At 67.6% G+C, this 25,902-nt stretch carries 26 protein-coding genes and 1 tRNA gene; 20 read left to right on the plus strand and 7 right to left on the minus strand.

The features are described from left to right. Window positions 1–213 precede the first annotated feature (213 nt). The 7 genes from ftsZ to BN972_RS15640 all read left to right on the plus strand — a co-directional run bounded on the left by ftsZ (window position 214) and on the right by BN972_RS15640 (window position 5,582). Window positions 214–1,353 (plus strand): cell division protein FtsZ, encoded by a 1,140-nt coding sequence (gene ftsZ, locus BN972_RS15610; protein ID WP_036360997.1) that lies wholly within the window; start codon window positions 214–216, stop codon window positions 1,351–1,353. Between the two features lie 90 nt (window positions 1,354–1,443). Continuing rightward, complete coding sequence (gene pgeF, locus BN972_RS15615; RefSeq protein ID WP_036359497.1) at window positions 1,444–2,151, plus strand: peptidoglycan editing factor PgeF; 708 nt, start codon at window positions 1,444–1,446, stop codon at window positions 2,149–2,151. A 5-nt stretch (window positions 2,152–2,156) separates the two neighbouring features. Then, window positions 2,157–2,933, plus strand: a complete 777-nt coding sequence (locus BN972_RS15620; RefSeq protein ID WP_036360999.1) for a YggS family pyridoxal phosphate-dependent enzyme — start codon at window positions 2,157–2,159, stop codon at window positions 2,931–2,933. Between the two features lie 63 nt (window positions 2,934–2,996). Then, window positions 2,997–3,662, plus strand: a complete 666-nt coding sequence (locus tag BN972_RS15625; protein WP_036359500.1) for a cell division protein SepF — start codon at window positions 2,997–2,999, stop codon at window positions 3,660–3,662. A 172-nt stretch (window positions 3,663–3,834) separates the two neighbouring features. After that, entirely contained in the window at window positions 3,835–4,125 is a 291-nt protein-coding gene (locus BN972_RS15630) for a YggT family protein (RefSeq protein ID WP_036361001.1), read from the plus strand. Window positions 4,126–4,390: 265 nt separating this feature from the next. After that, the gene (gene wag31, locus BN972_RS15635; protein ID WP_036359503.1) at window positions 4,391–5,191 is read left to right on the plus strand and encodes a DivIVA-like cell division protein Wag31; all 801 of its coding nucleotides are present in this window, start codon (window positions 4,391–4,393) and stop codon (window positions 5,189–5,191) included. Window positions 5,192–5,264: 73 nt separating this feature from the next. After that, window positions 5,265–5,582, plus strand: coding sequence for an SUR7/PalI family protein (locus BN972_RS15640; RefSeq protein ID WP_036359506.1), 318 nt, complete (start codon window positions 5,265–5,267; stop codon window positions 5,580–5,582). Here the strand turns inward: BN972_RS15640 and BN972_RS15645 are convergent, their stop codons facing one another. Further along, on the minus strand, window positions 5,583–6,275 hold the full coding sequence (locus BN972_RS15645; protein WP_036361003.1) for a phosphoribosyltransferase: 693 nt from the start codon (window positions 6,273–6,275) through the stop codon (window positions 5,583–5,585). A gap of 94 nt (window positions 6,276–6,369) precedes the next feature. After that, window positions 6,370–6,455: transfer RNA gene (locus tag BN972_RS15650), tRNA-Leu, on the minus strand. A gap of 112 nt (window positions 6,456–6,567) precedes the next feature. On the opposite strand from BN972_RS15650, the gene BN972_RS15655 reads away from it, so the two are divergent. The 3 genes from BN972_RS15655 to BN972_RS15665 are packed head-to-tail and all read left to right on the plus strand — an operon-like array spanning window position 6,568 to window position 9,065. After that, on the plus strand, window positions 6,568–7,929 hold the full coding sequence (locus BN972_RS15655; RefSeq protein ID WP_099051145.1) for a M20/M25/M40 family metallo-hydrolase: 1,362 nt from the start codon (window positions 6,568–6,570) through the stop codon (window positions 7,927–7,929). Between the two features lie 19 nt (window positions 7,930–7,948). Further along, window positions 7,949–8,476 carry a YbhB/YbcL family Raf kinase inhibitor-like protein gene (locus BN972_RS15660; RefSeq protein WP_036359509.1) on the plus strand — a complete coding sequence of 176 codons (528 nt, stop codon included), beginning with the start codon at window positions 7,949–7,951 and terminating at the stop codon, window positions 8,474–8,476. A 19-nt stretch (window positions 8,477–8,495) separates the two neighbouring features. Next, window positions 8,496–9,065, plus strand: coding sequence for an alpha/beta hydrolase family protein (locus BN972_RS15665; RefSeq protein ID WP_169717427.1), 570 nt, complete (start codon window positions 8,496–8,498; stop codon window positions 9,063–9,065). On the opposite strand, the gene BN972_RS15670 is transcribed toward BN972_RS15665, so the two are convergent. From BN972_RS15670 to BN972_RS15685, 4 genes are all read right to left on the minus strand, one after another. Further along, entirely contained in the window at window positions 9,054–10,712 is a 1,659-nt protein-coding gene (locus tag BN972_RS15670; RefSeq protein ID WP_036359515.1) for a PE family protein, read from the minus strand. The genes BN972_RS15665 and BN972_RS15670 overlap by 12 nt on opposite strands. Window positions 10,713–10,810: 98 nt before the next feature. After that, complete coding sequence (locus BN972_RS15675) at window positions 10,811–11,896, minus strand: quinone-dependent dihydroorotate dehydrogenase (protein ID WP_167659586.1); 1,086 nt, start codon at window positions 11,894–11,896, stop codon at window positions 10,811–10,813. Between the two features lie 23 nt (window positions 11,897–11,919). After that, window positions 11,920–12,126 carry a DUF5703 family protein gene (locus BN972_RS15680; RefSeq protein ID WP_051545655.1) on the minus strand — a complete coding sequence of 69 codons (207 nt, stop codon included), beginning with the start codon at window positions 12,124–12,126 and terminating at the stop codon, window positions 11,920–11,922. A gap of 53 nt (window positions 12,127–12,179) precedes the next feature. Continuing rightward, window positions 12,180–13,217 carry a YncE family protein gene (locus BN972_RS15685; RefSeq protein WP_080696858.1) on the minus strand — a complete coding sequence of 346 codons (1,038 nt, stop codon included), beginning with the start codon at window positions 13,215–13,217 and terminating at the stop codon, window positions 12,180–12,182. A 110-nt stretch (window positions 13,218–13,327) separates the two neighbouring features. Here BN972_RS15685 and BN972_RS15690 point away from each other — a divergent pair, with 110 nt between their 5' ends. The 9 genes from BN972_RS15690 to BN972_RS15730 all read left to right on the plus strand — a co-directional run bounded on the left by BN972_RS15690 (window position 13,328) and on the right by BN972_RS15730 (window position 20,995). Next, window positions 13,328–13,630: a hypothetical protein gene (locus BN972_RS15690; RefSeq protein ID WP_036359521.1), complete on the plus strand. Its 303-nt coding sequence runs from the start codon at window positions 13,328–13,330 to the stop codon at window positions 13,628–13,630. Window positions 13,631–13,696: 66 nt separating this feature from the next. After that, complete coding sequence (locus BN972_RS15695) at window positions 13,697–14,527, plus strand: undecaprenyl-diphosphate phosphatase (RefSeq protein WP_036359524.1); 831 nt, start codon at window positions 13,697–13,699, stop codon at window positions 14,525–14,527. Beyond that, a complete protein-coding gene (locus BN972_RS15700) occupies window positions 14,524–15,267 on the plus strand; it encodes a histidine phosphatase family protein (protein ID WP_036359527.1) in 744 nt (247 codons plus the stop codon). The genes BN972_RS15695 and BN972_RS15700 overlap by 4 nt, the downstream gene beginning before the upstream one ends. 131 nt (window positions 15,268–15,398) lie before the next feature. After that, the gene (locus BN972_RS15705) at window positions 15,399–15,986 is read left to right on the plus strand and encodes a DUF3090 domain-containing protein (RefSeq protein WP_036359530.1); all 588 of its coding nucleotides are present in this window, start codon (window positions 15,399–15,401) and stop codon (window positions 15,984–15,986) included. Next, window positions 15,970–16,785, plus strand: a complete 816-nt coding sequence (locus tag BN972_RS15710; protein WP_080696860.1) for an SCO1664 family protein — start codon at window positions 15,970–15,972, stop codon at window positions 16,783–16,785. The genes BN972_RS15705 and BN972_RS15710 overlap by 17 nt, the downstream gene beginning before the upstream one ends. Before the next feature lie 31 nt (window positions 16,786–16,816). Next, window positions 16,817–17,605: a 3'(2'),5'-bisphosphate nucleotidase CysQ gene (locus tag BN972_RS15715; RefSeq protein WP_036359536.1), complete on the plus strand. Its 789-nt coding sequence runs from the start codon at window positions 16,817–16,819 to the stop codon at window positions 17,603–17,605. A gap of 33 nt (window positions 17,606–17,638) precedes the next feature. Further along, entirely contained in the window at window positions 17,639–18,895 is a 1,257-nt protein-coding gene (gene mshC, locus BN972_RS15720; protein ID WP_036359538.1) for a cysteine--1-D-myo-inosityl 2-amino-2-deoxy-alpha-D-glucopyranoside ligase, read from the plus strand. 22 nt (window positions 18,896–18,917) lie between these two features. Further along, complete coding sequence (locus BN972_RS15725; RefSeq protein ID WP_036359541.1) at window positions 18,918–19,808, plus strand: SDR family oxidoreductase; 891 nt, start codon at window positions 18,918–18,920, stop codon at window positions 19,806–19,808. Beyond that, window positions 19,805–20,995 (plus strand): FAD-dependent monooxygenase, encoded by a 1,191-nt coding sequence (locus tag BN972_RS15730; protein WP_235192473.1) that lies wholly within the window; start codon window positions 19,805–19,807, stop codon window positions 20,993–20,995. The genes BN972_RS15725 and BN972_RS15730 overlap by 4 nt, the downstream gene beginning before the upstream one ends. On the opposite strand, the gene BN972_RS15735 is transcribed toward BN972_RS15730, so the two are convergent. After that, the gene (locus BN972_RS15735) at window positions 20,992–21,876 is read right to left on the minus strand and encodes a PAC2 family protein (RefSeq protein WP_099051146.1); all 885 of its coding nucleotides are present in this window, start codon (window positions 21,874–21,876) and stop codon (window positions 20,992–20,994) included. The two genes, BN972_RS15730 and BN972_RS15735, sit on opposite strands and share 4 nt — an antisense overlap. Window positions 21,877–22,268: 392 nt before the next feature. Between BN972_RS15735 and metH the strand changes: the two genes are divergently transcribed. Next, a partial coding sequence (gene metH / locus BN972_RS15740) for a methionine synthase (RefSeq protein WP_235192474.1) occupies window positions 22,269–25,902 on the plus strand: 3,634 nt, incomplete at its 3' end.

A 25,902-nucleotide genomic window follows, 5' to 3' on the forward strand; every position in this document is an offset into this window, starting at 1 on the left:
GGCTTTCGCGTCTGCTCGCGCAAGCAACGCAACGAAAAATTACGCGTGGCGCGTCGGCGCGCCTGCGCGGCTAGTGCCCGTCGTACCCATACGGTTCTGGTTACGCGGAACTACTTGACATAACTCTAACTCTATGGTTGAGGTTGAGGGTTTTGCAAGCAGACACACCGCAGCGGACTACGGAATTAAGCCCATCAGGGAGGAAGACGAATGATGACCCCCCCACATAACTATCTGGCCGTCATCAAGGTCGTGGGCATTGGTGGTGGCGGCGTCAATGCCGTCAACCGGATGATCGAGCAAGGCCTGAAGGGCGTCGAGTTCATCGCGATCAACACCGACGCGCAGGCCTTGTTGATGAGCGACGCCGACGTCAAGCTGGACGTCGGCCGCGACTCCACGCGCGGGCTGGGCGCCGGCGCCGACCCCGAGGTCGGCAAGAAGGCCGCCGAGGACGCCAAGGAGGAGATCGAGGAGCTGCTGCGCGGGGCCGACATGGTGTTCGTCACCGCGGGCGAGGGTGGCGGCACCGGCACCGGCGGCGCGCCCGTCGTCGCCAGCATCGCCCGCAAACTCGGGGCGTTGACCGTCGGCGTGGTAACCCGGCCGTTCTCCTTCGAGGGCAAGCGGCGCAGCAACCAGGCCGAGAACGGCATCGCGGCGCTGCGGGAAAGCTGCGACACCTTGATCGTCATCCCCAACGACCGGCTGCTGCAGATGGGTGACGCGGCGGTGTCGTTGATGGATGCCTTCCGCAGCGCCGACGAGGTGCTGCTCAACGGCGTTCAGGGCATCACCGACCTGATCACCACGCCGGGTCTGATCAACGTCGACTTCGCCGACGTCAAGGGGATCATGTCCGGCGCCGGCACCGCCCTGATGGGTATCGGCTCGGCGCGCGGCGAGGGCCGGTCGCTCAAGGCCGCCGAAATCGCCATCAACTCGCCGCTGCTGGAAGCCTCGATGGAAGGTGCCCAGGGCGTGCTGATGTCCATCGCCGGCGGCAGCGACCTCGGTCTGTTCGAGATCAATGAGGCGGCCTCGTTGGTGCAGGACGCCGCCCACCAGGACGCCAACATCATCTTCGGCACGGTCATCGACGACTCGCTCGGCGACGAGGTGCGTGTCACGGTGATTGCGGCGGGCTTCGACGCGGGACCGGGCCGCAAGCCGGTCACCGGCACCGAGACCGGCGGGGCGCACCGCATCGAGTCGGCCAAGGCCGGCAAGCTCACGTCCACGTTGTTCGAGCCGGTCGACGCCGTCAGCGTCCCGATTCACACAAACGGCGCGACGCTGAGCATCGGCGGTGACGACGACGATGTCGACGTGCCGCCCTTCATGCGCCGCTGAGGTCTCGTTTTGCTTGCCAGTACGCGACAAACCGAGCGCGGCTTGACGTCGATGCAACTTGGCGGGCAACGGGTTCCGGATACTGGGCACGTGAGCGTTCGTATCCGTCGGGTGACCACGACCCGGGCGGGCGGTGTGTCGAAACCGCCGTTCGACACCTTCAACCTCGGCGACCACGTCGGTGACGACCCGGAAGCCGTGCGGGCCAACCGAGCCCGGCTGATCGCGGCGACCGGCCTGCCCGCCGACCGGGTGGTGTGGATGAACCAGGTGCACGGCACGCGCATCGAGGTGGTCGACGGACCGCCGGGTGACCCCCTGCCCGACACCGACGGCGTGGTCACCGCAACGCCCCGGTTGGCCCTGGCCGTGGTGACGGCCGATTGTGTGCCGGTGCTGCTGGCCGATGCACGGGCCGGAGTGATCGGGGCAGTTCACGCCGGGCGCGTCGGAGCACAGCACGGCGTGGTGGCCCGGGCGGTCGAGGTGATGCTGGGGTTGGGTGCGCAGACCGGCGACATCTCCGCCCTGCTCGGGCCGGCGGTCAGCGGCGCCAACTACGAAGTGCCTGCGGCGATGGCCGTCGAGGTGGAGGCGGCGCTACCGGGTAGCCGCACCACCACCGCGAAGGGCACCCCCGGACTGGACTTGCGTGCCGGAATCGCCGCTCAGCTACGTGATTTGGGTGTGACATCCATCGAGGTCGACCCACGCTGCACGGTGGCCGACCCGACGCTGTTCAGCCACCGGCGCGCGGCGCCGACGGGCCGGCTGGCGTCGCTGGTGTGGATGGAATGACCGCGATGGCGGTGGAAGACTCAGCGCAAACGGAGCGCCAATCGGAATTGACGCGCGCGTTGGCGGCGGTGCGATCACGGCTGGCGCGCGCCGCCGAGTCGGCTGGCCGCAATGTTGCCGAAATAGAACTTCTGCCGATTACGAAATTCTTCCCAGCAACCGATGTTGCGATTTTGTCCCGATTGGGATGTCGGGCCGTTGGCGAATCCCGAGAACAGGAAGCCGCGGCCAAGGTGACCGAACTCACGCGCTTGTTGGCGGGGTCACAGCGCAGCGACTCGCGGGAAATGCAGTGGCACATGGTCGGCCAGATTCAGCGTAAGAAGGCCCGCGCGCTGGCCCGCTGGGCGCACACGGCGCATTCGGTCGACAGCCCCCAGCTGGTGACCGCGCTGGACCGTGCGGTCACCGGTGCGCTGGCCGAACACCGCCGCAGCAAGCCACTTCGGATCTACGTTCAAGTCAGCCTGGACGGGGACGTCTCGCGGGGTGGGGTCGACATCGCCGTACCCGGCGCAGTGGATGAAATCTGCGCGCAGGTGGACGGCGCTCAGAGCCTGGAATTGATCGGTCTGATGGGCATCCCGCCGCTGGACTGGGAGCCCGAACGGGCCTTTGACCAGCTGCAATCGGAACACAGTCGGGTTTGTCGGGAATTCCCGCAAGCCGTCGGCCTGTCCGCCGGCATGTCGAATGACTTAGAAATCGCCGTCAAACACGGTTCGACGTGTGTGCGTGTCGGTACCGCGCTATTGGGTCAACGGCGGCTACCGTCACCGTGAATAGTCACTGTAGTCACACCTTCATCACAGACAACAAATATCCCAGGCTACTAAGGGGCAACGATGAGCACACTGCACAAGGTCAAGGCCTACTTCGGGATGGCGCCGATGGAGGACTACGACGACGAGTATTACGACGACCGCACCCCGTCACGCGGATATCCGCGGCCCCGATTCGACGACGAATACGGCCGTTATGAAGGACGCGACCGCGATTACGACGACCCGCGTCGCGACCCGCGCGGTGACCTGCGACCTGAGCCCGCCGACTACCCGCCGCCCAGCAGCTACCGCGGCGGCTACGCCGACGAGCCGCGCTTCCAGCCCCGCGAGTTCGACCGTCCCGACATGGGCCGCCCGCGCCTGGGCTCGTGGTTGCGCAACTCGACCCGCGGCGCGCTGGCGATGGACCCGCGCCGGATGGCGATGATGTTCGAGGAAGGGCATCCGCTGTCGAAGATCACCACGCTGCGGCCCAAGGACTACAGCGAGGCGCGCACCATCGGCGAGCGATTCCGCGACGGCACCCCGGTGATCATGGACCTGGTGTCGATGGACAACGCCGACGCCAAGCGGCTGGTCGACTTCGCGGCCGGCCTGGCTTTCGCGCTGCGCGGCTCATTCGACAAGGTCGCGACCAAGGTGTTCCTGCTCTCGCCCGCGGACGTCGACGTGTCCCCGGAGGAGCGCCGGCGGATCGCCGAAACCGGTTTCTACGCTTACCAATAACCCCACTGTCAGCCGCTCGGCCCGGTAGCACACGTTGGCCGACCGGGCCTTGCGTTTGCCGGTCCCGCTCATCGGATGTGTGCGCCGGCGCGCGGTCGGTAGGCTGGCGGTCGCCGGCATAGTTGGCGGCGATACGCGTTTCGTCATCCTCATCGATAAGGTCGGGCTCTCGTTGGTGCTGTTCTTTCAAATCCTCGGGTTTGTGCTGTTCACCTTCTGGTTGCTGCTCATCGCCCGGGTCGTCATTGAGTGGATCCGTTCGTTCAGTCGTGACTGGCGTCCCACCGGCGTCACGGTCGTGATCCTCGAGATCATCATGTCGATCACCGATCCGCCGGTGAAGTTGCTCCGTCGGCTCATCCCACAGATCACCATCGGCGCCGTTCGACTCGACCTGTCCATCCTGGTGCTGTTGCTCGTCGCGTTCATCGGCATGCAGCTGGCGTTCAGCGCCGCCGCCTGAGTTCCGGCCGACTTTCCCGAGCCTTCCCAAGCTCTAGAAAAGAGACGGTTCGGCCACGATTCGGAGACAAGTTTGATGCGCGTGATTTTCGAATCTAAGAATCGTGATTTATTGGCTTAGAGATTGAAATTGCTCCTTATTTATTACTCCAATCGGCAACCGCCGAGTCTGGTGTGACAGGATGGGCGGCAGTTGCACGACGGCTACCGTTACGTTCTAGACTTTCCAGATCGTTCGACCGTCCAGGGACTTGAGGGGACAAAGAATGCCGCTTACACCTGCCGACGTCCACAATGTGGCGTTCAGTAAGCCGCCTATCGGCAAGCGCGGGTACAACGAAGATGAGGTCGACGCCTTCCTTGACCTGGTTGAGAACGAGCTGACCCGGCTCATCGAGGAGAACTCGGATCTGCGTCAGCGGATCGCCGAGCTGGACCAGGAGTTGGCCGCTGGCGGCGGGGGTGGCGCCGCGGCTCCGACGGTCGCTCAGCCGATCCCGTCCTACGAGCCCGAGCCAGAGCCGGTCAAGCCGGCGCCGGTTGCAGCCCCGGCCCAGCCCAGCAGCAGCAACGAGGAACAGGCGCTCAAGGCCGCGCGCGTGCTCAGCCTGGCCCAGGACACGGCGGACCGCCTGACCAGCACCGCAAAGGCCGAGTCGGACAAGATGCTCGCCGATGCCCGCGCGAACGCCGACCAGATCCTCAGCGAGGCCCGGCACACCGCCGAGACCACTGTCGCCGAGGCGCGCCAGCGTGCGGACGCCATGCTCGCCGACGCCCAGTCCCGCTCCGAGACACAGCTGCGTCAGGCGCAAGAGAAAGCCGACGCCCTGCAGGCCGACGCCGAACGCAAGCATTCCGAGATCATGGGAACCATCAACCAGCAGCGCACCGTGCTGGAAGGTCGCCTCGAACAGTTGCGGACCTTCGAGCGGGAGTACCGCACGCGGCTCAAGACCTACCTCGAATCTCAGCTGGAAGAGCTCGGCCAGCGCGGGTCGGCGGCTCCGGTGGATTCCAGCGCCGATGCCGGTGGGTTCGACCAATTCAACCGAGGAAACAACTAGCCGGGAGCCGCGTGGGCGTGCGGCGGGCCTGACCCCCCGCCGCCATCGACCGACACCGGCCGGAGGGTGACCAATGCTGATCATTGCTCTCGTACTCGCCCTCATCGGGCTCGTCGCCCTGGTATTCGCGGTCGTGACCAGCAACGAGCTGGTCGCATGGGTCTGTATCGGTGCCAGCGTGCTCGGCGTGATCCTGTTGATCGTCGACGCGGTGCGGGAACGCCAGCACCGCGACGCCGAAGGACACGACGAGGAAGACGACGAGAACGGTGACGGCGCCGGCGAGGCAACCGAGCAAGCCGAGTCTGAGGCCGTCGACTACCCCGATGAGGCCGACGGCTCCGAAACAGACTCCGAATCCGCGACAGCGCGCGACGAGGGCGCCAAGTAATCAGCCGGCCGGGGTGCCGCCGGTCGGGGCGGCCAGCAGCTCGCGCACCTCGTCATCGCTGACCTGGTGGAAATCCGCGTAGACCTGCCCGACAGCATCGAACGCGGCCGGCATGGTCGCGCACACCACGTCGTCGGCCTCCGCGGAGAGTTGCCGGCAGGCCGACAGCGGCCCGACCGGGACGGCGACGACCACCTGCCGCGGTTTGCCGGCCCGCACCGCGTGCACCGCGGCCAGCATGCTTGCCCCAGTAGCGATGCCGTCGTCGACGAGGATCACCACACGATCGGACGGGTCGGCCACCGGGCGCCCGCCCCGATACGCTTGCTCCCGTCGTTCCAGTTCCGCGGTCTCGCTGTCGATGACCGCGCGGATCTGCTGCTCGCCGATGCCCAGGCTGGACACCACGTCGTCATTCATCACCACTCGGCCGCCACTGGCCAGCGCACCCATCGCCAGCTCCGGCCAGTGCGGCACCCCGAGCTTGCGCACCAGGAACACATCGAGGTCGGCGCCCAGAGCTGCGGCCACTTCCCACGCGACGGGCACACCACCGCGAGCCAGCCCCAGCACCAGCACCCCCGGGTTGGCGCGATAGGGCGTCAGGGCGTCGGCTAGTACGCGACCTGCCTCCCGGCGATCCCGAAACCTTCGGGTGGCAGTGCGCCGCAGGAAGTGACTTGGTGGGTTCATGGTCATACTTTCGGCTGCTGGCACCACCCAGCCTACGACTGCAAGGGGGCGCTCGCGGGTACCAAAGTGGGTACCAAGATGGGCCCCATGCGGGTGTCCGAGGGGGGACTTGAACCCCCACGCCCATTAGTAGGGCACTAGCACCTCAAGCTAGCGCGTCTGCCATTCCGCCACTCGGACCAGACCAACTGAGTTGGCAGCTAAGGTTATCGGATCGAATCACACCGGCCCAATCGGCCTCGACGACACCAGCTGCAGACCAGTGGTAGTAAGGGTGACTGTGACCCGTGAGATTGGGGCGAGCGCGGCGCCCGGCGACCCGAGCGACTCGACCGATCCGCGAGACGAAGTCGCCGGGGTCGTCAGCCGGTTGATCCAATTCGACACCACCAACACCGGCGACCTCGAGACGACAAAGGGCGAAGCCGAGTGCGCCCGGTGGATCGCCGAACAGCTCGCCGAGGTCGGCTACCAGACCGAGTACGTCGAATCAGGCGCCCCGGGCCGGGGCAACGTGTTCGCCCGGCTGCCCGGCGCTGACCCCTCGCGCGGCGCCCTGCTGGTCCACGGACATCTCGACGTGGTGCCGGCCGAGCCCGCCGATTGGAGCGTGCACCCGTTCTCCGGGGCAATCGAGAACGGCTACGTCTGGGGCCGCGGCGCCGTCGACATGAAGGACATGGTCGGCATGACGCTGGTGCTGGCCCGGCACTTCAAGCGTGCCGGTATCGTCCCGCCCCGCGACCTGGTCTTCGCGTTCCTGGCAGACGAAGAACACGGCGGCACCTACGGGGCGCAATGGTTGGTCAACAACCGGCCCGACCTGTTCGAAGGCGTCACCGAGGCGATCGGTGAGGTCGGCGGATTCTCCCTGACGGTGCCGCGCCGCGACGGCGGTGAGCGCCGCCTCTATCTGGTGGAGACGGCCGAGAAGGGCATCCAGTGGATGCGGCTTACGGCCCGGGGCCGGGCGGGACACGGGTCGATGGTGCACGACAACAACGCTGTCGTTGCCCTCGCCGAAGCCGTCGCGCGCCTGGGCCGTCATCAATTTCCCTTGGTGGTAACCGACACGGTGGCCGAATTCCTGGCCGCCGTCAGCGAGGAAACCGGCCTCACATTCGACGTCACCTCGCCCGACCTGGACGGCGTGATCGAAAAACTCGGCCCGATGGCCCGGATGCTCAAGGCGGTGCTGCACGACACCGCGAACCCGACCATGCTCAAGGCTGGCTACAAGGCCAATGTGGTGCCGGCGACGGCGGAGGCGGTGATCGACTGCCGCGTGCTACCCGGGCGGCTCGCGGCGTTCGAGGCCGAGGTGGACGCGCTGCTGGGTCCCGACGTCACCCGGGAATGGATCAGGAACCTGACTCCCTACGAAACGTCATTCGACGGTGAACTGGTCGACGCGATGAACGCCGCAGTGTTGGCGGTCGACCCGGACGGCCGGACCGTGCCGTATATGCTTTCCGGCGGTACCGACGCAAAGTCGTTCATGCGCTTGGGAATTCGCTGTTTCGGCTTCAGCCCGCTGCGGCTGCCGCCGGACCTGGATTTCTCGTCGCTGTTCCATGGCGTCGATGAGCGGGTACCCATCGACGCGCTGAAGTTCGGCACCCAGGTGCTGGCGCACTTCCTCACCCACTGCTGATCACACGAGAGGACTGACTATGAGCGTGCCCAATCCCTACGACGCGCTGCCGGATCTGCCGTCGTTCACCCTGACCTCGGAGTCGATCACCGACGGACAGCCGCTGGACAACGCGCAGGTCAGCGGAATCATGGGCGCGGGCGGAGAGGACGTCAGCCCGCAACTCAGCTGGTCGGGCTTCCCGGAGGGGACCCGCAGCTTCGCGGTCACCGTCTACGACCCCGACGCCCCGACGGCATCCGGGTTCTGGCACTGGGCGGTGGCCAACCTGCCCGCCGATGTCACCGAGTTACCGGCCGGCGCCGGCGATGGCAGCGACCTACCTGGTGGCGCCCTGACGCTGGCCAACGACGCCGGACAGCGCCGCTACATCGGTGCCGCGCCGCCGCCCGGCCACGGTCCGCACCGCTACTACGTCGCCGTGCATGCGGTCGACGTCGACAAGCTGGACCTGCCGGCGGACGCCACCCCGGCCTACCTGGGCTTCAACCTGTTCCAGCACGCCATCGCCCGCGCCGTCATCCACGCGACCTACGAACAGACATAAGCGCGCGTTGCGCGCCGGTGTGCTTGTCCTGCCGGGCGGCAAGATGCGCAGCGCCGAGCCGTCGCGCTGGTGGCAACCGGCTAACCTGCGAATGGTGTTGCTAGCCAGCGCATTACGACGCCGGCTGGGTCGCGACGTCAAGGTGGTCCGGGTGCAGTACCGGTTGCGCGGTTGGAACAGCCCGCGGCAGGACCCGGTCCGGGACGCCGCCGACGCACTGCAACAAATGCGTGCCCGGTACGGTCCGAAAGACGTTGTCCTGGTGGGTCATTCGATGGGCGGGCGGGTTGCGGCGCAGCTCGCATCCGAGGGCGGCATCGCGGCAGTGGTAGCGCTGGCACCGTGGTGGTACGGCGACAAGGCCGACCTCATCCCGGTGGGTACGCGCCTGCTGGTGCTGCACGGCACCGCCGACACCCGCACCGACCCAGAGGTTTCCCGGATCCAAGCCGGGCGGGCCCGCCAGCGCGGGGTGGATGCGCAGTGGGTGGGCATCGAGGGCGTCGGCCACCACATGGTCCGGCAATGGCGCCAATGGCACCGTCGCACCGCGGATTTCGTCGCGGAAACCGTGGATCTACTCCGATGAGATGGCGCCGGCGACCGCTCGCGGCAGGTCCACCAGCAGCGCCGGAACGGCACCGCCGAGGGTCAAGCCCGGGACGGTGATCGTCAGCGGCACGTTTGCGCCGGTGGCCGGGATGGGCACTTGGAGCGTCGCTGAAATCGGTTGGGCGGACGTCAGAATCCCGGTGAACGGCACGTGCAGCACGACCGGTGCGCCGATGCCGATCGGGATTGGAGTCAGGATCGGTGGGAGGCCAGGTAACCCCACCGGGATCGTGACTGTCGCCGTCAAGGGCACCGGGATGTCCACGACCACGTTGCCGTTGAGGAAGCCGTCCAGAACGTAGGCCGGCATATCGATCAGCGCCCCGAGGGCACCCACGGCATTGCCGGCCTGCAGCGCAGACCCGAAAGCCGTCGCGCCGGTTGCCAGCCCGTCCAGCGTCGCGATCGGCCAACCGATGAGCGCCGACCCCACCGGCATCAGTGCGACGCCGGTTGCGTTGACGAAGTGCTGGCCGATCGCCCGTGGAATGGTGCCCGGCGGCAACAGGTCCACCAGGTCCTGCTGCAGCGATCCTGGCGCCGATAGCAGTGGCAGCAGGTCGCCCGCCGGGCCGTGGACGTTGACGGTGGACAGGTTGTCGATATTGACCCCGTCGAGCAACAGCCGTACCACCGACCGCGGGATGGCGTCCACCGCGCCGTGGTAGTCGCCGACGCTAACCGAATGGCCGATGCTGCCGAGGTCGTTGGCGAAGACCGGCAGCCGCTCGATAACGTGGGTGGCGAAGTTCTGCAGCGCTGGGTTGGTGATCTGGCTGCGGTAGGCCTGCTTGTCCAAGAAATCTTGCAGGGCGCCCTGGTAGTCGGCGGTGGTCACGGTCTGAAAGCCCAGCGAGGCCTGGTGGGCGAGCCCGTTCGGGAAGTCCTGGAGGACGAGCGTGACATCGGTGGCGATGATGTTGGCGTACCGCTGCTGGTTGGCGATGAATTGCGTCAGCGCCGGAAACGGCCGCTCGGCCATATCGCCGACAATCGTCGCCAGGTTCGCGTTGGTGTGTGCGAACAGCTGTTGGTAGGCATTACCGGCCGGGGGAGCCGACTGGCCGGCGGGAAGCAGCAGGCGTTGCAGGGCACCCAGCGGATCGCCGGCGGCGAACCCGGACAACACGTTGCCGAGTTGCTGGCCGGCGCCGGCGAAGATCGGCCCCAGCGGGCTACCGCTGATGACCGACGTCAGCCCGCTCTGCAGCGAGCCGAACAAGCCGCCGCCGCTGCCGCTGTTGCCGATGATGATCGGGCCCAGGCCGCCCAGGATTGGATCCAGCGGGGCGGCCGGTGCGGGGACGCCGGTCGCGCTCAGCCCGGTCACCGTCTGTTGCGCGTTGGCGACCTCGGCGGCGACGTAGGCGGCGGCGCCGCCGTCGATCAGCCGGAGAAATTCGGCGTGGAAAGCGGCCGCCCGGGTGCTGACCTCCTGGAAATCCTGACCGAACCCCCCGAACAGCTTCGCGATCGCCACCGAGACCTCATCGGCCGCGGCGGTAGCCAGAGCGGTGGTCGGTCCCGCCGCGGCCGCGGTGGCCTGGGTCAGTGTCGATCCGATGCCGGACAGGTTTCCGGCGGCGCCGCTCACCAGTTCCGGCGCAGTACGCACAAACGACATGGCAGCAAACCCCCTGCAGTTCCCCTAAGAGCTACCCAGCTCCACCCGAGAACGTGATCATCCCAGATTCGTGCCTCGCATGAGGGCCGGATGAGGACCTAACCGGGCGGACGCTCCGGACGGGCCGCTGCCGAGCCGACGGCTTCGGCCAGCGAGGTGAACCCGCCCGCGTGCAACCGCTGCGCGATGCCGTCGTGAATCTCCTTGGCCCACAATCCGCCGCCGTAGATGAAGCCGGTATAGCCCTGCAGCAGCGAGGCGCCCGCGGTGATGCGCTCCCATGCCTGATCGGGAGTCTCGATTCCGCCCACGCTGATCAGAACCAGCCGATCGCCGACCCGATGGTAGAGCCGCCGCAGCACCTCGACGGCGCGCCGCGCCACCGGAGGACCGGAGATGCCGCCGACGCCCAGCGCCGCCACCCCGGGGGTGCGCAGCCCTTCCCGCGAAATCGTCGTGTTGGTCGCCACGATGCCGGCCAGCCCCAATTCCACGGCCAGGTCCGCGATGTCGTCGATCTCGGGGTCGGCCAGGTCCGGCGCGATCTTCACCAGCACCGGGGTCGTCGCGGCCTCGGCCAATACCGCCACCAGGATGGGGCGCAGCGACTCCACCGCCTGCAGATCGCGCAGCCCGGGGGTGTTCGGCGAGCTGACGTTGACCACGAGATAGGAAGCCAGGGGCGCCAGCAGCCGGGCACTGGCCCGGTAATCCTCGACGGCGGCGTCGGCGGGAGTCTTCTTGGTCTTGCCGATGTTGATGCCGAGCGGAATGTCGGGGATGTGCTGCGCCAACCGCGCCGCGAGCGCACCGGCGCCGTGATTGTTGAACCCCATCCGGTTGAGCAGGGCCCGGTCGTCAGGCAGCCGGAACAACCGCGGCTGCGGGTTGCCCGGCTGGGCGTGCGCGGTGACGGTGCCGATCTCGGCGTGTCCGAAACCCAAAGCGCCCCAGGTGGATAGCCCGAGACCGTCCTTGTCGAACCCGGCCGCCAGGCCAAGCGGCCCGGGGAAGCGCGCCCCGAACACGGTGCTGGCCAGCACCGGGTCCGTCGGCGCCAGCCGGCGGCGCAACGCCCGGCGCACCGGCGCACCGGCGGTGGCACCGCGCAGCGTGGCGAACACCAGCGTGTGCACACGTTCGGCGGGCACCGTGAACAGCAGGCCCCGCAACAACCCGTACAGGCGATGCCCCGCTTCGGTCACCGTCACGGTTCCGGCTGGTCGGACAACCGGTTGTCGAATCGAGATTTCTTGCGACGCAACAACACTCGCCTGCTACCGTCGGTGTAAAGGCGCACCCGGGTCAACTCCCAGCCGCGATACTCGGCCTCGATGGACAACCGGGTGGACGCGCTGAGCCGGGTGACGTCCGGTGGGAGCCGCAACGGCGCCCACTCGTACTCGTCGGACATGTCCGCCTCCCAGCCCGCGGGCAGCCGACTCCACCGCGGGGCCGGCGCGGCGCTCACGGCCTGCCCGCCGCGTGCTCGATGATCTGCACCCCGGCGCCCGACCCCGACACGACGTACAAGGTGTCTGCCGACTCGTCATAGGCCAGCGAGTTGGGTTGCTGCACGGTTGGGTAACGCACCTTCTCGACGGGTATTCCGGTGCTGAGATCGTAACCAATGACGGTGTTGGATGCCGTCTGGGACACCCAGGCCAGCTCGCGCGACCCCACCAGGCCATAGGGGGCGTGGCGCACCGGGAAGGCCTGCCGCAGGATCAGCGGGTCCACCCCGTAAACCAGCAGCTGACCGCCGCGGGTGTCGGCGACCAGCACCCGGCCCTGCGGATCGGCCGCCAGCGTGGTCGCGCCCTCACCGGCGCGCAGCGCCTGCGCGGCATGCCCGTCGGCGCCGATCGCGGTCACCGACGTCTGGCCCCGGTCTAGCACGACGGTGGTGCTTCCCTGCGTCGCAAGCGCATCGACCCGGGCGAACATCTTGAGGCGGTTGGTCACCGAGCCGTCGCCGCCCAGCGTGTAGACGGCGCCATCGGCGCTGCCCAGCACCAATTTGCCGTCGGCGCCTAACGCGATCGCGGTGAAGTCGGCGCCCTGGGCGTCGGCAACGGCCGATGTGGTGGTCCGGCCGGTGTTCAGGTCCACCGTCAGGTAGGCCCCGCGTCCGGCCAGATAGACGGTGCCGCGCCCGTCGTCGGCCATGGCGTTCGCCGGTCCCGGTAGGTCGACGACCCGGGTCGGGTCTGCCTGGCCGGCCGCCCACACGGCGATGCTGGCCGGACCGGCCGGGTCGGCGCCGGGGGACAGGACCGCCAGGTGGTGCGAGCCGCCGTCGAACAGGGCGGCCAGCGGGTGCCCACCGAGTGGTCGTACCGCGCCGGCGGGATTCGCCGCGGGCGGCGAGAGCGCCGGTTGAGCGGGTTCGATGGTGCGGGGGCTGGAATCGAGCGGATTCGACGAACAGCCCGTGACCGCGGTCAGCAAAACCACTGAAACGACAATCCCCTGATGGACTGCCTTTCTAACCGCAAACAGCAACCGTCATCTCCCGACTGCAAACGACGCATAGCAAATTCTAAGGAACGTTAACGCGCCCAATTCTCCCGTCTTGGACGTGTAAACCCGTGCGGCGGAGGTATTCTCACGACATGACCGTCACCGCTGACCGGCATACCGCAGACCACGAGTTTGCTGTGGAAGACATGACTGCGGGGATCTATGCCAGTGGATACGGCCAAGTCGGAGATGGGCGGAGTTTTTCCTTTCACGTAGAGCACCGCTCGCTCGTCGTCGAAATTTACCGGCCGCGCTTGGCGGGCCCGGTTCCCCAGGCCGAAGACGTCGTCGCCCGTGCCGTCCGCGGCATCCGCGACATCGACCTCACCGATGAGCGCAGCGTAGCCGCTGCCGTGCGCGACTCCGTCGCCCACGCGGTACCCGTTGCCCGCTGACCTGTCGAATCCGCCGAGCGGCCACCCGCACCAGGTACGGTCGTCGTCGTGTCTGCGGTTGTGCCGATGTCCTGGGGCCAGGTCGTCGTTCTGTCCGTGGTCCAGGGCCTGACCGAGTTCCTGCCGGTCTCGTCGTCGGGCCACCTGGCCATCGTGTCGCGGGTCTTCTTCAGCGGTGACGCCGGCGCGTCCTTCACGGCGGTCAGCCAGCTAGGCACCGAAGCGGCGGTGCTGGTCTACTTCGCCCGCGACATCGTGCGCATCCTGCGGTCCTGGTTCAGCGGCCTGGTGGTGAAGTCGCAGCGCGACGCCGACTACCGGCTGGGCTGGTTCGTCATCATCGGGACCATCCCGATCTGTGTGCTGGGGCTGCTGTTCAAGGACGCGATCCGCTCTGGTGTCCGCAACCTGTGGGTGGTGGCGACGGCACTGGTGGTGTTCTCGGCGGTGATCGCATTGGCCGAGTACTTGGGCCGGCAGAGCCGGGACGTCGAGCAGTTGAACTGGCGCGACGCGGTCGCCGTGGGTGCGGCGCAGTGCCTGGCGCTGGTGCCGGGTGTGTCGCGCTCGGGTTCAACCATCAGCGCGGGGCTGTTCCTCGGGCTGGAACGCGAACTGGCCGCCCGCTTCGGTTTCCTGCTGGCGATACCGGCGGTGTTCGCTTCTGGTCTGTTCTCGCTGCCCGACGCCTTCCACCCGGTCACCGAGGGCATGAGCGCCACCGGCCCGCAGCTCCTGGCATCGACCGTGATCGCCTTCGTCATCGGCCTGGCCGCGGTGGCCTGGTTCCTGCGTTTCCTGGTGCGCCACAACATGTATTGGTTCGTGGGTTACCGGGTGGCCGTCGGTTGCGCGGTCCTGGTCCTGCTGGCGACCGGGACGGTGGCCGCGACATGACGGTCCTGCTGCTGCGCCACGGCCGCTCCACGTCGAACACGGCTGGGGTGCTGGCCGGCCGCTCCGAGGGCGTCGATCTCGACGACAAGGGCCGGGAGCAGGCCGCGGGGCTGATCGACCGCATTGGTGACCTGTCGATCCGGGCGGTGGTGTCCTCGCCGCTTTTGCGCTGCCGCCGTACCGTCGAACCGCTGGCCGAGGCGCTGTGCTTGACGCCGCAGATCGAGGATCGCCTCGCCGAGGTCGACTACGGCGAATGGACCGGTCGCAAGCTCAGCGAACTGGCCAACGAACCGCTGTGGCGGGTGGTGCAGGCGCACCCGAGCGCGGCGGTGTTTCCCGGCGGCGAGGGGCTAGCGCAGGTGCAGGCGCGCGCCGTCGCCGCGGTGCGCGAGCACGACCGGCGCCTGTCCGACGAGCACGGCGCGGACGTGCTGTGGGTGGCCTGCACGCACGGCGACGTGATCAAGGCGCTGATCGCCGACGCGTACGGCATGCACCTGGACAGCTTCCAGCGCGTCAACGCCGACCCGGCGTCGGTGAGTGTGATTCGTTACACCCCGCTGCGGCCATTCGTGTTGCACGTCAACCACACCGGGGCGCGGTTGTCCGCGGGGCTGCGGGCCGCGCCGCCGCCTGCCGATCCCAAGCAAGAGCCCAAGCCTGAGTCCAAGCAGGCGGATTCGCCGGACGGAGAGGTGCCCGCCGGCGACGCGGTGGTCGGCGGTTCGACCGACTGACCGCTGCCCGCGAATGTGCACTCCGGTACGGCGACACGCCGGAGTTGGCGCGCAACTGCGCACCCTCGGGCGGCATTCGGGGGAGTGCGAGTCGCACAGCGCCGGCGTCTGCACGGTATTTTGGAATTGCCATGGCCCGCGCTATCCACGTATTCCGCACACCCGACCGCTTCGTGGCCGGGACCGTCGGTCAGCCTGGAAATCGGACGTTCTACATCCAGGCGGTGCACGACTCCCGGGTGGTCTCAGTCGTTCTGGAAAAGCAGCAGGTAGCCGTGCTGGCCGAGCGGATCGGCGCGTTGCTGCTCGAGGTCAACCGCCGGTTCGGGACCCCGGTACCGCCCGAGCCCACGGAGGTCGACGACCTCAATCCGCTGATCATGCCGGTGGACGCCGAATTCCGCGTCGGCACGATGGGTTTGGGCTGGGATTCCGAGGCGCAGACCGTCGTCGTGGAGCTGCTTGCCGTCACCGACGCGGAGTTCGATGCCTCCGTCGTGCTCGACGACACCGACGAAGGGCCCGACGCAGTACGGGTGTTTCTGACCCCGGAATCGGCGCGCCAATTCGCCACCCGGTCCAACCGGGTCATCTCGGCCGGCCGGCCGCCGTGCCCGTTGTGCGACGAGCCGCTGGACCCGGAAGGCCACATTTGCGCACGCACTAACGGCTACCGGCGTGACGCGCTCTTCGGGTCTAGCGATGACGCCGAGGAATGACGAACGTGAGGTGTTGCGCGACGGCGAGCTGACGGTCCTGGGACGGATCCGCTCGGCGAGCAACGCCACCTTCCTATGCGAGGCATCGCTGGGCTCGACGAGTGTGCACTGCGTCTACAAGCCGGTCTCCGGGGAGCAGCCGTTGTGGGATTTCCCCGACGGGACGCTGGCCGGTCGGGAGCTGGGCGCCTACCTGGTGTCGACGTATCTGGGCTGGAACATCGTGCCGTACACCATCATTCGCAACGGTCCAGCCGGACCCGGAATGCTGCAGCTATGGGTGCAGCAGCCCGGCGACGCGGTCGACTCCGATCCGCGCGAAGGTCCGGACCTGGTCGACCTGTTTCCCGCCCGCAAGCCGCAGCCCGGCTACCTGCCGGTGCTGCACGCCTATGACTACGCCGGTGACGAGGTTTTGCTGATGCATGCCGACGACATCCGGTTGTGGCGGATGGCGGTGTTCGACGTGCTGGTCAACAACGCCGACCGCAAGGGCGGCCACATTCTGGTGGACCTCGACGGCAACGTCTACGGCGTCGATCACGGGGTGAGCCTGCACGTGCAGGACAAGCTGCGCACCGTGCTGTGGGGCTGGGCCGGTGATCCGATCGACCGCAAGACTTTGCAGGCAGTGGAGAGGTTGATCGACGCGTTGCGAGGTCCACTGGCCGAGGACCTCAAGGGCTGCATCACCAGCGCCGAAATCGCGGCGCTGAGCCGGCGCGCGCACGCGTTGCTGGACGATCCGGTGATGCCCAGCCCGAATCGGCACCGTCCCATCCCGTGGCCGGCGTTCTAAGTGACCCCAGCTCGTCGGCGATACTGGGTCGGTGAATCCGGCGGTGCGTGACCTGACGGACGCCGCGCTGGCCGCCGAGCTCGCAGCCGACGCGGGAGAGTTGTTGCTCGCGGTGCGCGAGGAGATCGGTTTTGACTATCCGTGGGAGCTCGGCGATGCCGGTGACCGGCGGGCGAACTCGCTGATCCTGCGCCGCTTGCGGGCCGAACGGCCGGGCGACGCGGTGCTCAGCGAGGAAGCCCACGACGACCTGGTCCGGCTGCGCTCCGACCGGGTCTGGATCGTCGACCCCCTGGACGGAACCCGGGAGTTCTCCATAGCCGGCCGCGACGACTGGGCGGTGCACATCGCGCTGTGGCAGCGGTCGGCCAACGGCAGACCGCAGATCACCGACGCCGCGGTGTCCCTGCCGGCCCGCGGCAACATCGTCTACCGCAGCGACACCGTCACCGCCGACAACGCGCGCGTCGGCGTCCCCGAAGTCATCCGGATCGCCGTCAGCGCCACCCGGCCGCCGGCGATCCTGTACCGGATGCGGCAATTCGTGGATATGGAACTGGTGCGGATCGGGTCCGCCGGGGCCAAAGCCATGGCGGTGATCGACGGCGTCGCCGACGCGTACCTGCACGCCGGCGGACAGTGGGAGTGGGACTCGGCCGCGCCGGCCGGAGTGGTGCTGGCCGCCGGCATGCACGCCTCGCGGCTGGACGGCTCGCCGCTGCTCTACAACCAGCTGGACCCCTACCTGCCCGACTTCGTGATGTGCCGGACCGACGTCGCGCCGATCCTGTTGGACGCCATCCGGCGGTCCTGGTACTGACAGCGGCAAAAGCTGATCGCCTAAAGTCGACGCATGCGGTCGTGGTCTTCTCCGCCGGTCCCGGCGTTACCCGGACGCGGCCCGCAATTGCGGCTCTACGACACCGCCGACCGGCAGGTGCGCCCGGTCGCCGCCGCCACCGCACCCGGCAGCAAGGCCACTATGTACGTCTGCGGCATCACACCCTATGACGCAACGCATCTCGGTCACGCCGCCACCTACCTCACGTTTGACCTGATTCACCGGCTGTGGCTGGACCTCGGCCATGAGGTGCACTACGTACAGAACGTCACCGACGTCGACGATCCGCTGTTCGAGCGCGCGGACCGCGACGGCGTTGACTGGCGCGATCTCGCCGACGATCAGACCGAGCTGTTCCGTCAGGACATGACCGCGCTGCGGGTGCTGCCGCCGCAGGAATACGTCGGGGCCACCGAGGCCGTCGCCGAAATGATCGAGCTGGTCGAGAAGATGGTCGCCTCCGGCGCCGCTTATGTGGTCGACCCGGAGGTCGGTGAATATCCCGACGTGTACTACCGCGCCGACGCCACCCTGCAGTTCGGCTACGAGTCCGGCTACGACCGCGACACCATGCTGCAGTTGTTCGAAGAGCGCGGCGGGGACCCACGCCGGCCCGGCAAAACCGATGAACTCGACGCGCTGCTGTGGCGGGTCAACAGGCCTGGCGAGCCGAGTTGGCCGTCCCCGTTCGGGCCCGGCCGGCCCGGCTGGCATGTCGAGTGTGCGGCGATCGCGCTCAGCCGCATCGGCACTAACCTCGACATCCAGGGCGGGGGCAGCGACCTGATCTTCCCGCACCACGAGTTCACCGCGGCGCATGCTGAGTGTGTCAGTGGCGAACGCAGATTCGCCCGCCACTACGTGCACGCCGGCATGATCGGCTGGGACGGGCACAAGATGTCCAAGAGCCGCGGCAACCTGGTGCTGGTGTCGAAACTGCGTGGCGAGGGCATCGATCCGGCGGCGGTGCGGCTGGGCCTGCTCGCCGGGCATTACCGTGCCGACCGGTTCTGGAGCCAACAGGTGCTCGACGAAGCCCAGCGGCGCCTGCAGCGTTGGCGCACCGCGACCACCCTGCCCGCCGGGCCGGACGCGGCCGATGTCATCGGCCGGGTTCGCCGCTACCTGGCCGACGATCTTGACACACCCAAAGCGATTGCCGCCCTTGACGGTTGGACCACCGACGCGATCGAGTACGGCGGCCACGACGATGCAGCGCCCCGGCTGGTCGCCACCGCTGTCGATGCGCTGCTGGGCATCGCGCTTTAGCGCGCGATGGTACGTTTCGGCCATGACGTCGGTGCAAGGCAAAGTCGTTCTGATCACGGGTGCAGGGCGAGGAATCGGTGCGGAGGTCGCGCGCCGGCTGCACAACCGCGGCGCCAAGCTGGTGCTCACCGATGTGGGTGACGGCGAGCTGAAGACGATCGCCGCCGAACTCGGCGGCGACCACCGGGTGCTGACCGCTGTGGCCGACGTCTGCGATCTGGCCGCCATGCAGGCCGCCGCCGACCTCGCCATCGAGAAGTTCGGCGGCATCGACGTCGTGGTGGCCAACGCCGGGATCGCCAGCTACGGGTCGGTGCTCAACGTCGACCCCAAGGCCTTCAAGCGTGTCCTCGAAGTGAATCTGCTCGGCGTCTTCCACACCGTGCGGGCCGCCTTGCCCTCGATCATCGAGCGCCGCGGCTACGTGCTCGTCGTCTCCTCGCTGGCGGCCTTCGCCGCGGCTCCGGGCATGGCCGCCTACGACATGACCAAGGCGGGCAACGAACATCTGGCCAACGCACTGCGGCTGGAGGTTGCTCATCTGGGCGTCAGCGTCGGCTCGGCGCACATGTCCTGGATCGACACGGCACTGGTCCGCGACACCAAGGGCGACCTGCCCGCCTTCGGCGAACTGCTTGCCAAGCTGCCCTGGCCGTTGAGCAAGACCACCTCGGTAACCAAGTGTGCGACCGCGCTGGTCAAGGGCATCGAGGGCCGCAAGTCGCAGGTGTACTGCCCGGACTGGGTGGTGCTGTTCCGCTGGCTCAAGCCGGTGCTGGCCAGCCGGATCGCCGAGCGAGTGGTCGCCAAGGCCGCAGCCGAAGCGGTGCCGAAGATGGACGCCCAGGTCGCCGAGCTCGGGCGGTACATGAGCGCCTACTCACACGGCCTCGAGAAGCCGCCGCCTTCGTGACGCTGAAGGTCGCCGTGTGCGGCGCCGGGATCGCCGGGCTAGCCGTGGCCGAACGCATGGCGGCCCTCGGGGCCCAGGTGGTGGTGCTCGAACGCGCACCGGCACCCGACCCGCGCGGCCACCTGATCGACTTCTACGGCGCCGGTTACGAAGCCGCCGAAGCGATTGGCGCCTTGCCGGCCCTCAAAGACGCGTCCTATCGGATCGACGAGGCGACTCTGGTGGACGAACAGGGTCGCCGACGCGGCGACCTACCGTACGACCAGATCGCCAAGGCCCTCGACGGCCGGATGTGCAGTCTCATGCGCCCCGACCTGGAAAAGACCTTGCGGGCCAACCTGCCCGAGGAGGTCGAGCTGCGGTTCAGCGCCACTGTGACCGGCGTCGACAGCCGTGCGGACGGGGTGACGGTGACCCTGGACGGCGGCGAGACCGTCGAAGCTGACCTGCTGGTAGGGGCCGACGGCATCCGGTCGGTCGTCCGGAAACTCGTGTTCGGAACCGAGACGGCGGATCTTCGCTACCTCGGATTCCACTGCGCCGCATTTGTGGTCGACGCTTCCGACATTGCTCGCGAATCCGAAATCGAGCAGTTCGCCGTGACCGACACCATCGATCGACACCTCGACGTGTTCTTTCTGCCGGATGGTCGGGCCGCGGTATTCGCAATGTTCGGCGTACCCGACGCCGAGCTCCCCGCGGACCCTCGTGCCGAAATCCGCGATCGGTTCGCCGACATGGGCTGGCTGGTGCCCGAAATACTGCACCGATGCCCACCGTCCGAGGACATCTACTACGAGGCGGTCGCGCAGGTCGTCATGCCTCGCTGGAGCAGCGACCGGGTGGTGCTGGTCGGAGACGCCGGCGCCGCGGTTTCGCCCTTTGCCGCTCACTCGGCTTCGCTCGCGGTGGCAGGCGCTTACGTCCTGGCCGAACAGTTCCGCACCACTTCGTCGGTCGAGCGGGCGCTGGACTTCTACGAGAAGCTGTGGCGGTGGGTGGTCGAGGAGAAACAGCAAATTAGTCGCGACATCGGGTGCTGGACGCTGCCTGGGCGGTCGCGTCCCGTCTCGTTGCGATTTACCTGGCGCCCTCTGGTCAAGCGGTTCGTCACGACAACCCTGGGCGGTGAGCCGAACACGGTGGTCGCGATGCTGCGCCGAGGCACCCCGGAAACCAGTGACTAGATCCCGAAGCCCGGGCGGCGGCGTTTGAGGTAGCGCTCGAACTCCGCGGCCAGCGCATCGCCGTCGATGTTGCCCATCGCCTCGCTGACGTCGATCGCCGCGTCACCGTGCTGCTCGAGTGACTGCACGTACTCGGCCAGCTCCTCGTCGTCGGCGGCCATCTCGGAGATCTCCCGCTCCCACGCCTCGGCCTGAGTGGGCAGCTCGCCCAGCGGCACCTCGACATCGAGCACCTCTTCGACACGGCGCAGCAACGCCACGGTCGCCTTCGGGTTGGGCGGGTGCGACACATAGTGCGGCACCGCAGCCCAGAAGGTCACCGCAGGGATCCCGGCCGCCACGCACGCGTATTGGAAGACGCCCGCGATGCCGGTCGGGCCCTCGTAGCGGGTTTCCTCGAGGCCGAACAACCGCGCCGACTCCGACGAGTAGGCCGCGCCCGACACGGGCACCGGTCGGGTATGGGGGGTATCGGCCAGCAACGCGCCCAGGATCACCACGGTGTCCACATTGAGCTTGTCGATGACGGCCAGCAGTTCGTCGCAGAACGTGCGCCAGCGCATGTTCGGCTCGACGCCGTGCATCAACACCACGTCGCGGTCGCTGTCCGGCGGCCGGCAGTGCGAGATCCGCATGGCCGGCCATTCCAGCTCGCGGGTGACGCCGTCCACTTGACGGATGACCGGGCGGTTGACCTGGTAGTCGTAGTACGCCTCGTCGTCGATCTCCACGATCGGCAGGGCGTCCCAGATGGCGGCCAGGTGGGTCACCGCGTCGCTGGCCGCGTCACCGGCGTCGTTCCAGCCTTCAAACGCAGCCACCACCACCGTGTTCTGCAGCTGGGGCCACGTGTCGTCGTTGCCTGGCCCGCCGTCCGGCAAAGTCACCCAGCCAGCCTACGGCGTGCCGGCCCGGTCCGATGCGCAGCTGGGGTCACCCGACCGGAATCCGATAACGCCTGATGCATATGCATAGGTCGACTATCCTTATTGGGTGGCCGACAGGGGGATCCAGCTGCCAGCCGCGGCCTCGGTCCCACCGCAGGCCAGGCGAAATACGCTCGGCCGCAAATTGGTTACCCTTGTTAACTACGACTTAACTGCGACATGGCCGACGAGATCCGCGAGCGGGTCGGGTCGAGCTGGGCGTCCACACGTCGGATGACGACGTAGACTTTTCTGGTCGAGAGGCGTTGCAACGGTTATCCGGCCCAGGCCGGTAGCCGCCACGCTCGGCAGAGTCAAGGACGCCTTCCGCTATGGAAGGAACGTACGTGAACGCCTCTGAGTCTTCCGACTTCGCGCCGAACATCCGCCCCGACTGCACCGACGAACTGACCGCAGCCCTGCGCGAGCGGATCGTGGTGATCGACGGCGCGATGGGCACGGCGATCCAGCGAGACCGCCCGGACGAGGCCGGTTACCGCGGCGACCGATTCACCGAGTGGCCGACCGCGCTGCAGGGCAACAACGACCTCCTCACCCTGACGCAGCCCCACATCATTGAGGGGATCCACCGGGAGTACCTCGAGGCCGGCGCCGACATCCTGGAGACCAACACGTTCAACGCGAACGCGATCTCCCTGTCCGATTACGACATGGCGGACCTGGCCTACGAGCTCAACTACGCCGGCGCCGCCCTCGCCCGCAAGGCCGCCGATGAGTTCAGCACCCCGGACAAGCCCCGCTACGTCGCCGGCGCCATCGGCCCGACGACGCGCACCGCGTCGATTTCACCGGACGTCAATGATCCCGGAGCCCGCAACGTCTCCTACGACCAACTGGTCGCGGCCTACCTCGAAGCCGCCAACGGCCTGGTCGACGGCGGTGCCGACCTGCTCATCATCGAGACGATCTTCGATTCGCTGAACGCCAAGGCGGCGGTGTTCGCCGTCGAGACGCTGTTCGAGGACCGTGGGCGCCGCTGGCCGATCATCATCTCCGGCACCATCACCGATGCGTCCGGCCGGACGTTGTCCGGTCAGGTCACCGAGGCGTTCTGGAACTCGATCAGGCACGCCAGGCCGATCGCGGTCGGCCTCAACTGCGCCTTGGGCGCGCCCGAAATGCGGCCCTACATCGCCGAGATGGCGCGGATCGCGGACACCTTCGTCTCGTGCTACCCGAACGCCGGCCTGCCCAACGCCTTCGGCGAGTACGACGAAACACCGGAGCGCCAGGCCGGCTACATCGCCGACTTCGCCGACGCCGGCCTGGTCAACCTGGTCGGCGGCTGCTGCGGAACAGCGCCGCCGCACATCGCCGAGATCGCGAAGGTCGTCGACGGCAAGGCGCCGCGCAAGGTGCCGGAGATCCCGGTGGCTACCCGGTTGTCGGGTCTGGAGCCGCTCAACATCACCGACGACTCCCTGTTCGTGAACATCGGTGAGCGCACCAACATCACCGGCTCCGCCCGGTTCCGCAACCTGATCAAGGCCGAGGACTACGACACCGCGCTGTCGGTGGCGCTGCAGCAGGTCGAGGTGGGTGCGCAGGTCATCGACATCAATATGGACGAGGGCATGATCGACGGCGTCGCCGCGATGGACCGGTTCACCAAGCTGATTGCCGCCGAGCCGGACATCAGCCGGGTTCCGGTGATGATCGACTCGTCCAAGTGGGAGGTCATCGAGGCCGGCCTGAAGAACGTGCAGGGCAAACCGATCGTCAACTCGATCTCGATGAAAGAGGGCGAGGAGAAGTTCATCCGCGAGGCGCGGCTGTGCCGCAAGTACGGGGCCGCCGTCGTCGTGATGGCCTTCGACGAACAGGGGCAAGCCGACAACCTGGAGCGCCGCAAGGAAATCTGCGGGCGCGCTTACCGGATCCTGACCGAAGAGGTCGGCTTCCCGCCCGAGGACATCATCTTCGACCCGAACTGCTTCGCGCTGGCGACCGGTATCGAGGAGCACGCGACCTACGGGATCGACTTCATCGAGGCCTGTGCGTGGATCAAGGAGAATCTCCCCGGGGTGCACATCTCCGGCGGTATCTCGAACGTGTCGTTCTCGTTCCGCGGCAACAATCCCGTCCGCGAGGCGATCCACTCGGTGTTCCTGTTCCACGCGATCAAGGCCGGCCTGGACATGGGCATCGTCAACGCCGGCGCGCTGGTGCCCTATGACTCGATCGACCCCGAGTTGCGCGACCGGATCGAGGACGTCGTCCTGAACCGTCGCGCGGATGCCGCCGAGCGACTGCTGGAGATCGCGGAACGGTTCAACAGCAAGGACCAGTCCTCAGCAGACCCGGCGGCAGCCGAGTGGCGCAGTCTGCCGGTCCGCGAGCGGATCACGCATGCGCTGGTCAAGGGCATCGATGCCCACGTCGATGCCGACACCGAAGAACTGCGGGCCGAGATCGCCGCCGCGGGCGGTCGTCCGATCGAGGTGATCGAGGGCCCGCTGATGGACGGCATGAACGTCGTCGGTGACCTCTTCGGCGCGGGCAAGATGTTCCTGCCCCAAGTCGTGAAGTCGGCCCGGGTGATGAAGAAGGCTGTCGCCTACCTGTTGCCGTTCATCGAGGCCGAGAAGGAGCAGAACGGCGCGAGCTCGTCGAAGGACACCAACGGGACGATCGTGATGGCGACCGTGAAGGGCGACGTCCACGACATCGGCAAGAACATCGTTGGCGTAGTGCTGCAGTGCAACAACTTCGAAGTGATCGACCTGGGCGTGATGGTGCCCGCCAACAAGATCCTGGACGCGGCCAAGGAGCACGACGCCGACATCATCGGACTGTCCGGTCTGATCACCCCGTCCCTGGACGAGATGGCCAACTTCGCGGTCGAGATGGAACGCGAGGGGCTGGAGATCCCGCTGCTGATCGGTGGCGCGACCACGTCACGCGCGCACACGGCGGTGAAGATTTCGCCGCGCCGGTCCGGTCCGGTGGTGTGGGTCAAGGACGCTTCGCGTTCGGTGCCGGTGGCTGCCGCGCTGCTCGACGACAAGCAGCGGCCCGCGTTGTTGGAGGCGACCGAGAAGGACTACGCCTCGTTGCGCGAACGGCATGCCCAAAAGAACGAGCGGCCGATGCTGACGCTGGAGAAGGCCCGTGCGAACCGGACCCCGATCGAGTGGGACGACTACACCCCACCGGTGCCCGCCCAGGGTCTCGGTGTGCGGGAGTTTCACGAGTACGACCTGGCCGAGTTGCGCGAGTACATCGACTGGCAGCCGTTCTTCAACGCCTGGGAGATGAAGGGCCGTTTCCCCGACATCCTCAACAACCCGGCCTCCGGTGAGGCGGCGCGCAAGCTCTACGACGACGCCCAGGAGATGCTCGACACGCTGATCAAGGAGAAGTGGCTGACCGCCAACGGGGTGATCGGCTTCTTCCCCGCGAACGCGGTCGGTGACGACATCGAGGTGTACACCGACGAGACCCGCACTGACGTGTTGACGACGTTGCACAACCTGCGTCAGCAGGGGGAGCACCGCGACGGCATCCCGAATCGGTCGCTGGGCGACTTCGTCGCCCCCCGGGAAACGGGGCACCGGGACTATGTCGGCGCCTTCGCCGTCACGGCGGGCCTGGGCAGTCAGGAGAAGATCGCGGAGTTCAAGGCGGCCCTCGACGACTACAGCGCGATCCTGCTGGAGTCGGTGGCCGACCGGCTGGCTGAGGCGTTCGCCGAACGGATGCACGAACGGGTCCGCAAGGAATTCTGGGGCTACCAGCCCGAGGAGCATCTGGACAACGAGGCGCTCATCGGTGAGAAGTACGTCGGCATCCGGCCCGCGCCCGGCTACCCGGCCTGCCCGGAGCACACCGAGAAGGTGACCCTCTGGAAGCTGATGGACGTGCGGGAGCGGACCGGCATCGAACTCACCGAGTCGATGGCGATGTGGCCGGGTGCCGCCGTCAGCGGCTGGTATTTCTCGCACCCGCCAATACGCAGTA

The sequence above is a fragment of the Mycobacterium asiaticum DSM 44297 genome (genome assembly GCF_000613245.1).
Lineage (GTDB): Bacteria > Actinomycetota > Actinomycetes > Mycobacteriales > Mycobacteriaceae > Mycobacterium > Mycobacterium asiaticum.

Coding starts and splice junctions, on each gene's coding strand:
- ftsZ (WP_036360997.1), top strand. CDS start 214: ATGACCCCCCCACATAACTATCTGGCCGTCATCAAGGTCGTGGGCATT.
- BN972_RS15620 (WP_036360999.1), top strand. CDS start 2,157: ATGGCGGTGGAAGACTCAGCGCAAACGGAGCGCCAATCGGAATTGACG.
- BN972_RS15625 (WP_036359500.1), top strand. CDS start 2,997: ATGAGCACACTGCACAAGGTCAAGGCCTACTTCGGGATGGCGCCGATG.
- wag31 (WP_036359503.1), top strand. CDS start 4,391: ATGCCGCTTACACCTGCCGACGTCCACAATGTGGCGTTCAGTAAGCCG.
- BN972_RS15640 (WP_036359506.1), top strand. CDS start 5,265: ATGCTGATCATTGCTCTCGTACTCGCCCTCATCGGGCTCGTCGCCCTG.
- BN972_RS15645 (WP_036361003.1), bottom strand. CDS start 6,275: ATGAACCCACCAAGTCACTTCCTGCGGCGCACTGCCACCCGAAGGTTT.
- BN972_RS15660 (WP_036359509.1), top strand. CDS start 7,949: ATGAGCGTGCCCAATCCCTACGACGCGCTGCCGGATCTGCCGTCGTTC.
- BN972_RS15670 (WP_036359515.1), bottom strand. CDS start 10,712: ATGTCGTTTGTGCGTACTGCGCCGGAACTGGTGAGCGGCGCCGCCGGA.
- BN972_RS15680 (WP_051545655.1), bottom strand. CDS start 12,126: ATGTCCGACGAGTACGAGTGGGCGCCGTTGCGGCTCCCACCGGACGTC.
- BN972_RS15690 (WP_036359521.1), top strand. CDS start 13,328: ATGACCGTCACCGCTGACCGGCATACCGCAGACCACGAGTTTGCTGTG.
- BN972_RS15695 (WP_036359524.1), top strand. CDS start 13,697: ATGTCCTGGGGCCAGGTCGTCGTTCTGTCCGTGGTCCAGGGCCTGACC.
- BN972_RS15700 (WP_036359527.1), top strand. CDS start 14,524: ATGACGGTCCTGCTGCTGCGCCACGGCCGCTCCACGTCGAACACGGCT.
- BN972_RS15705 (WP_036359530.1), top strand. CDS start 15,399: ATGGCCCGCGCTATCCACGTATTCCGCACACCCGACCGCTTCGTGGCC.
- BN972_RS15710 (WP_080696860.1), top strand. CDS start 15,970: ATGACGCCGAGGAATGACGAACGTGAGGTGTTGCGCGACGGCGAGCTG.
- mshC (WP_036359538.1), top strand. CDS start 17,639: ATGCGGTCGTGGTCTTCTCCGCCGGTCCCGGCGTTACCCGGACGCGGC.
- BN972_RS15725 (WP_036359541.1), top strand. CDS start 18,918: ATGACGTCGGTGCAAGGCAAAGTCGTTCTGATCACGGGTGCAGGGCGA.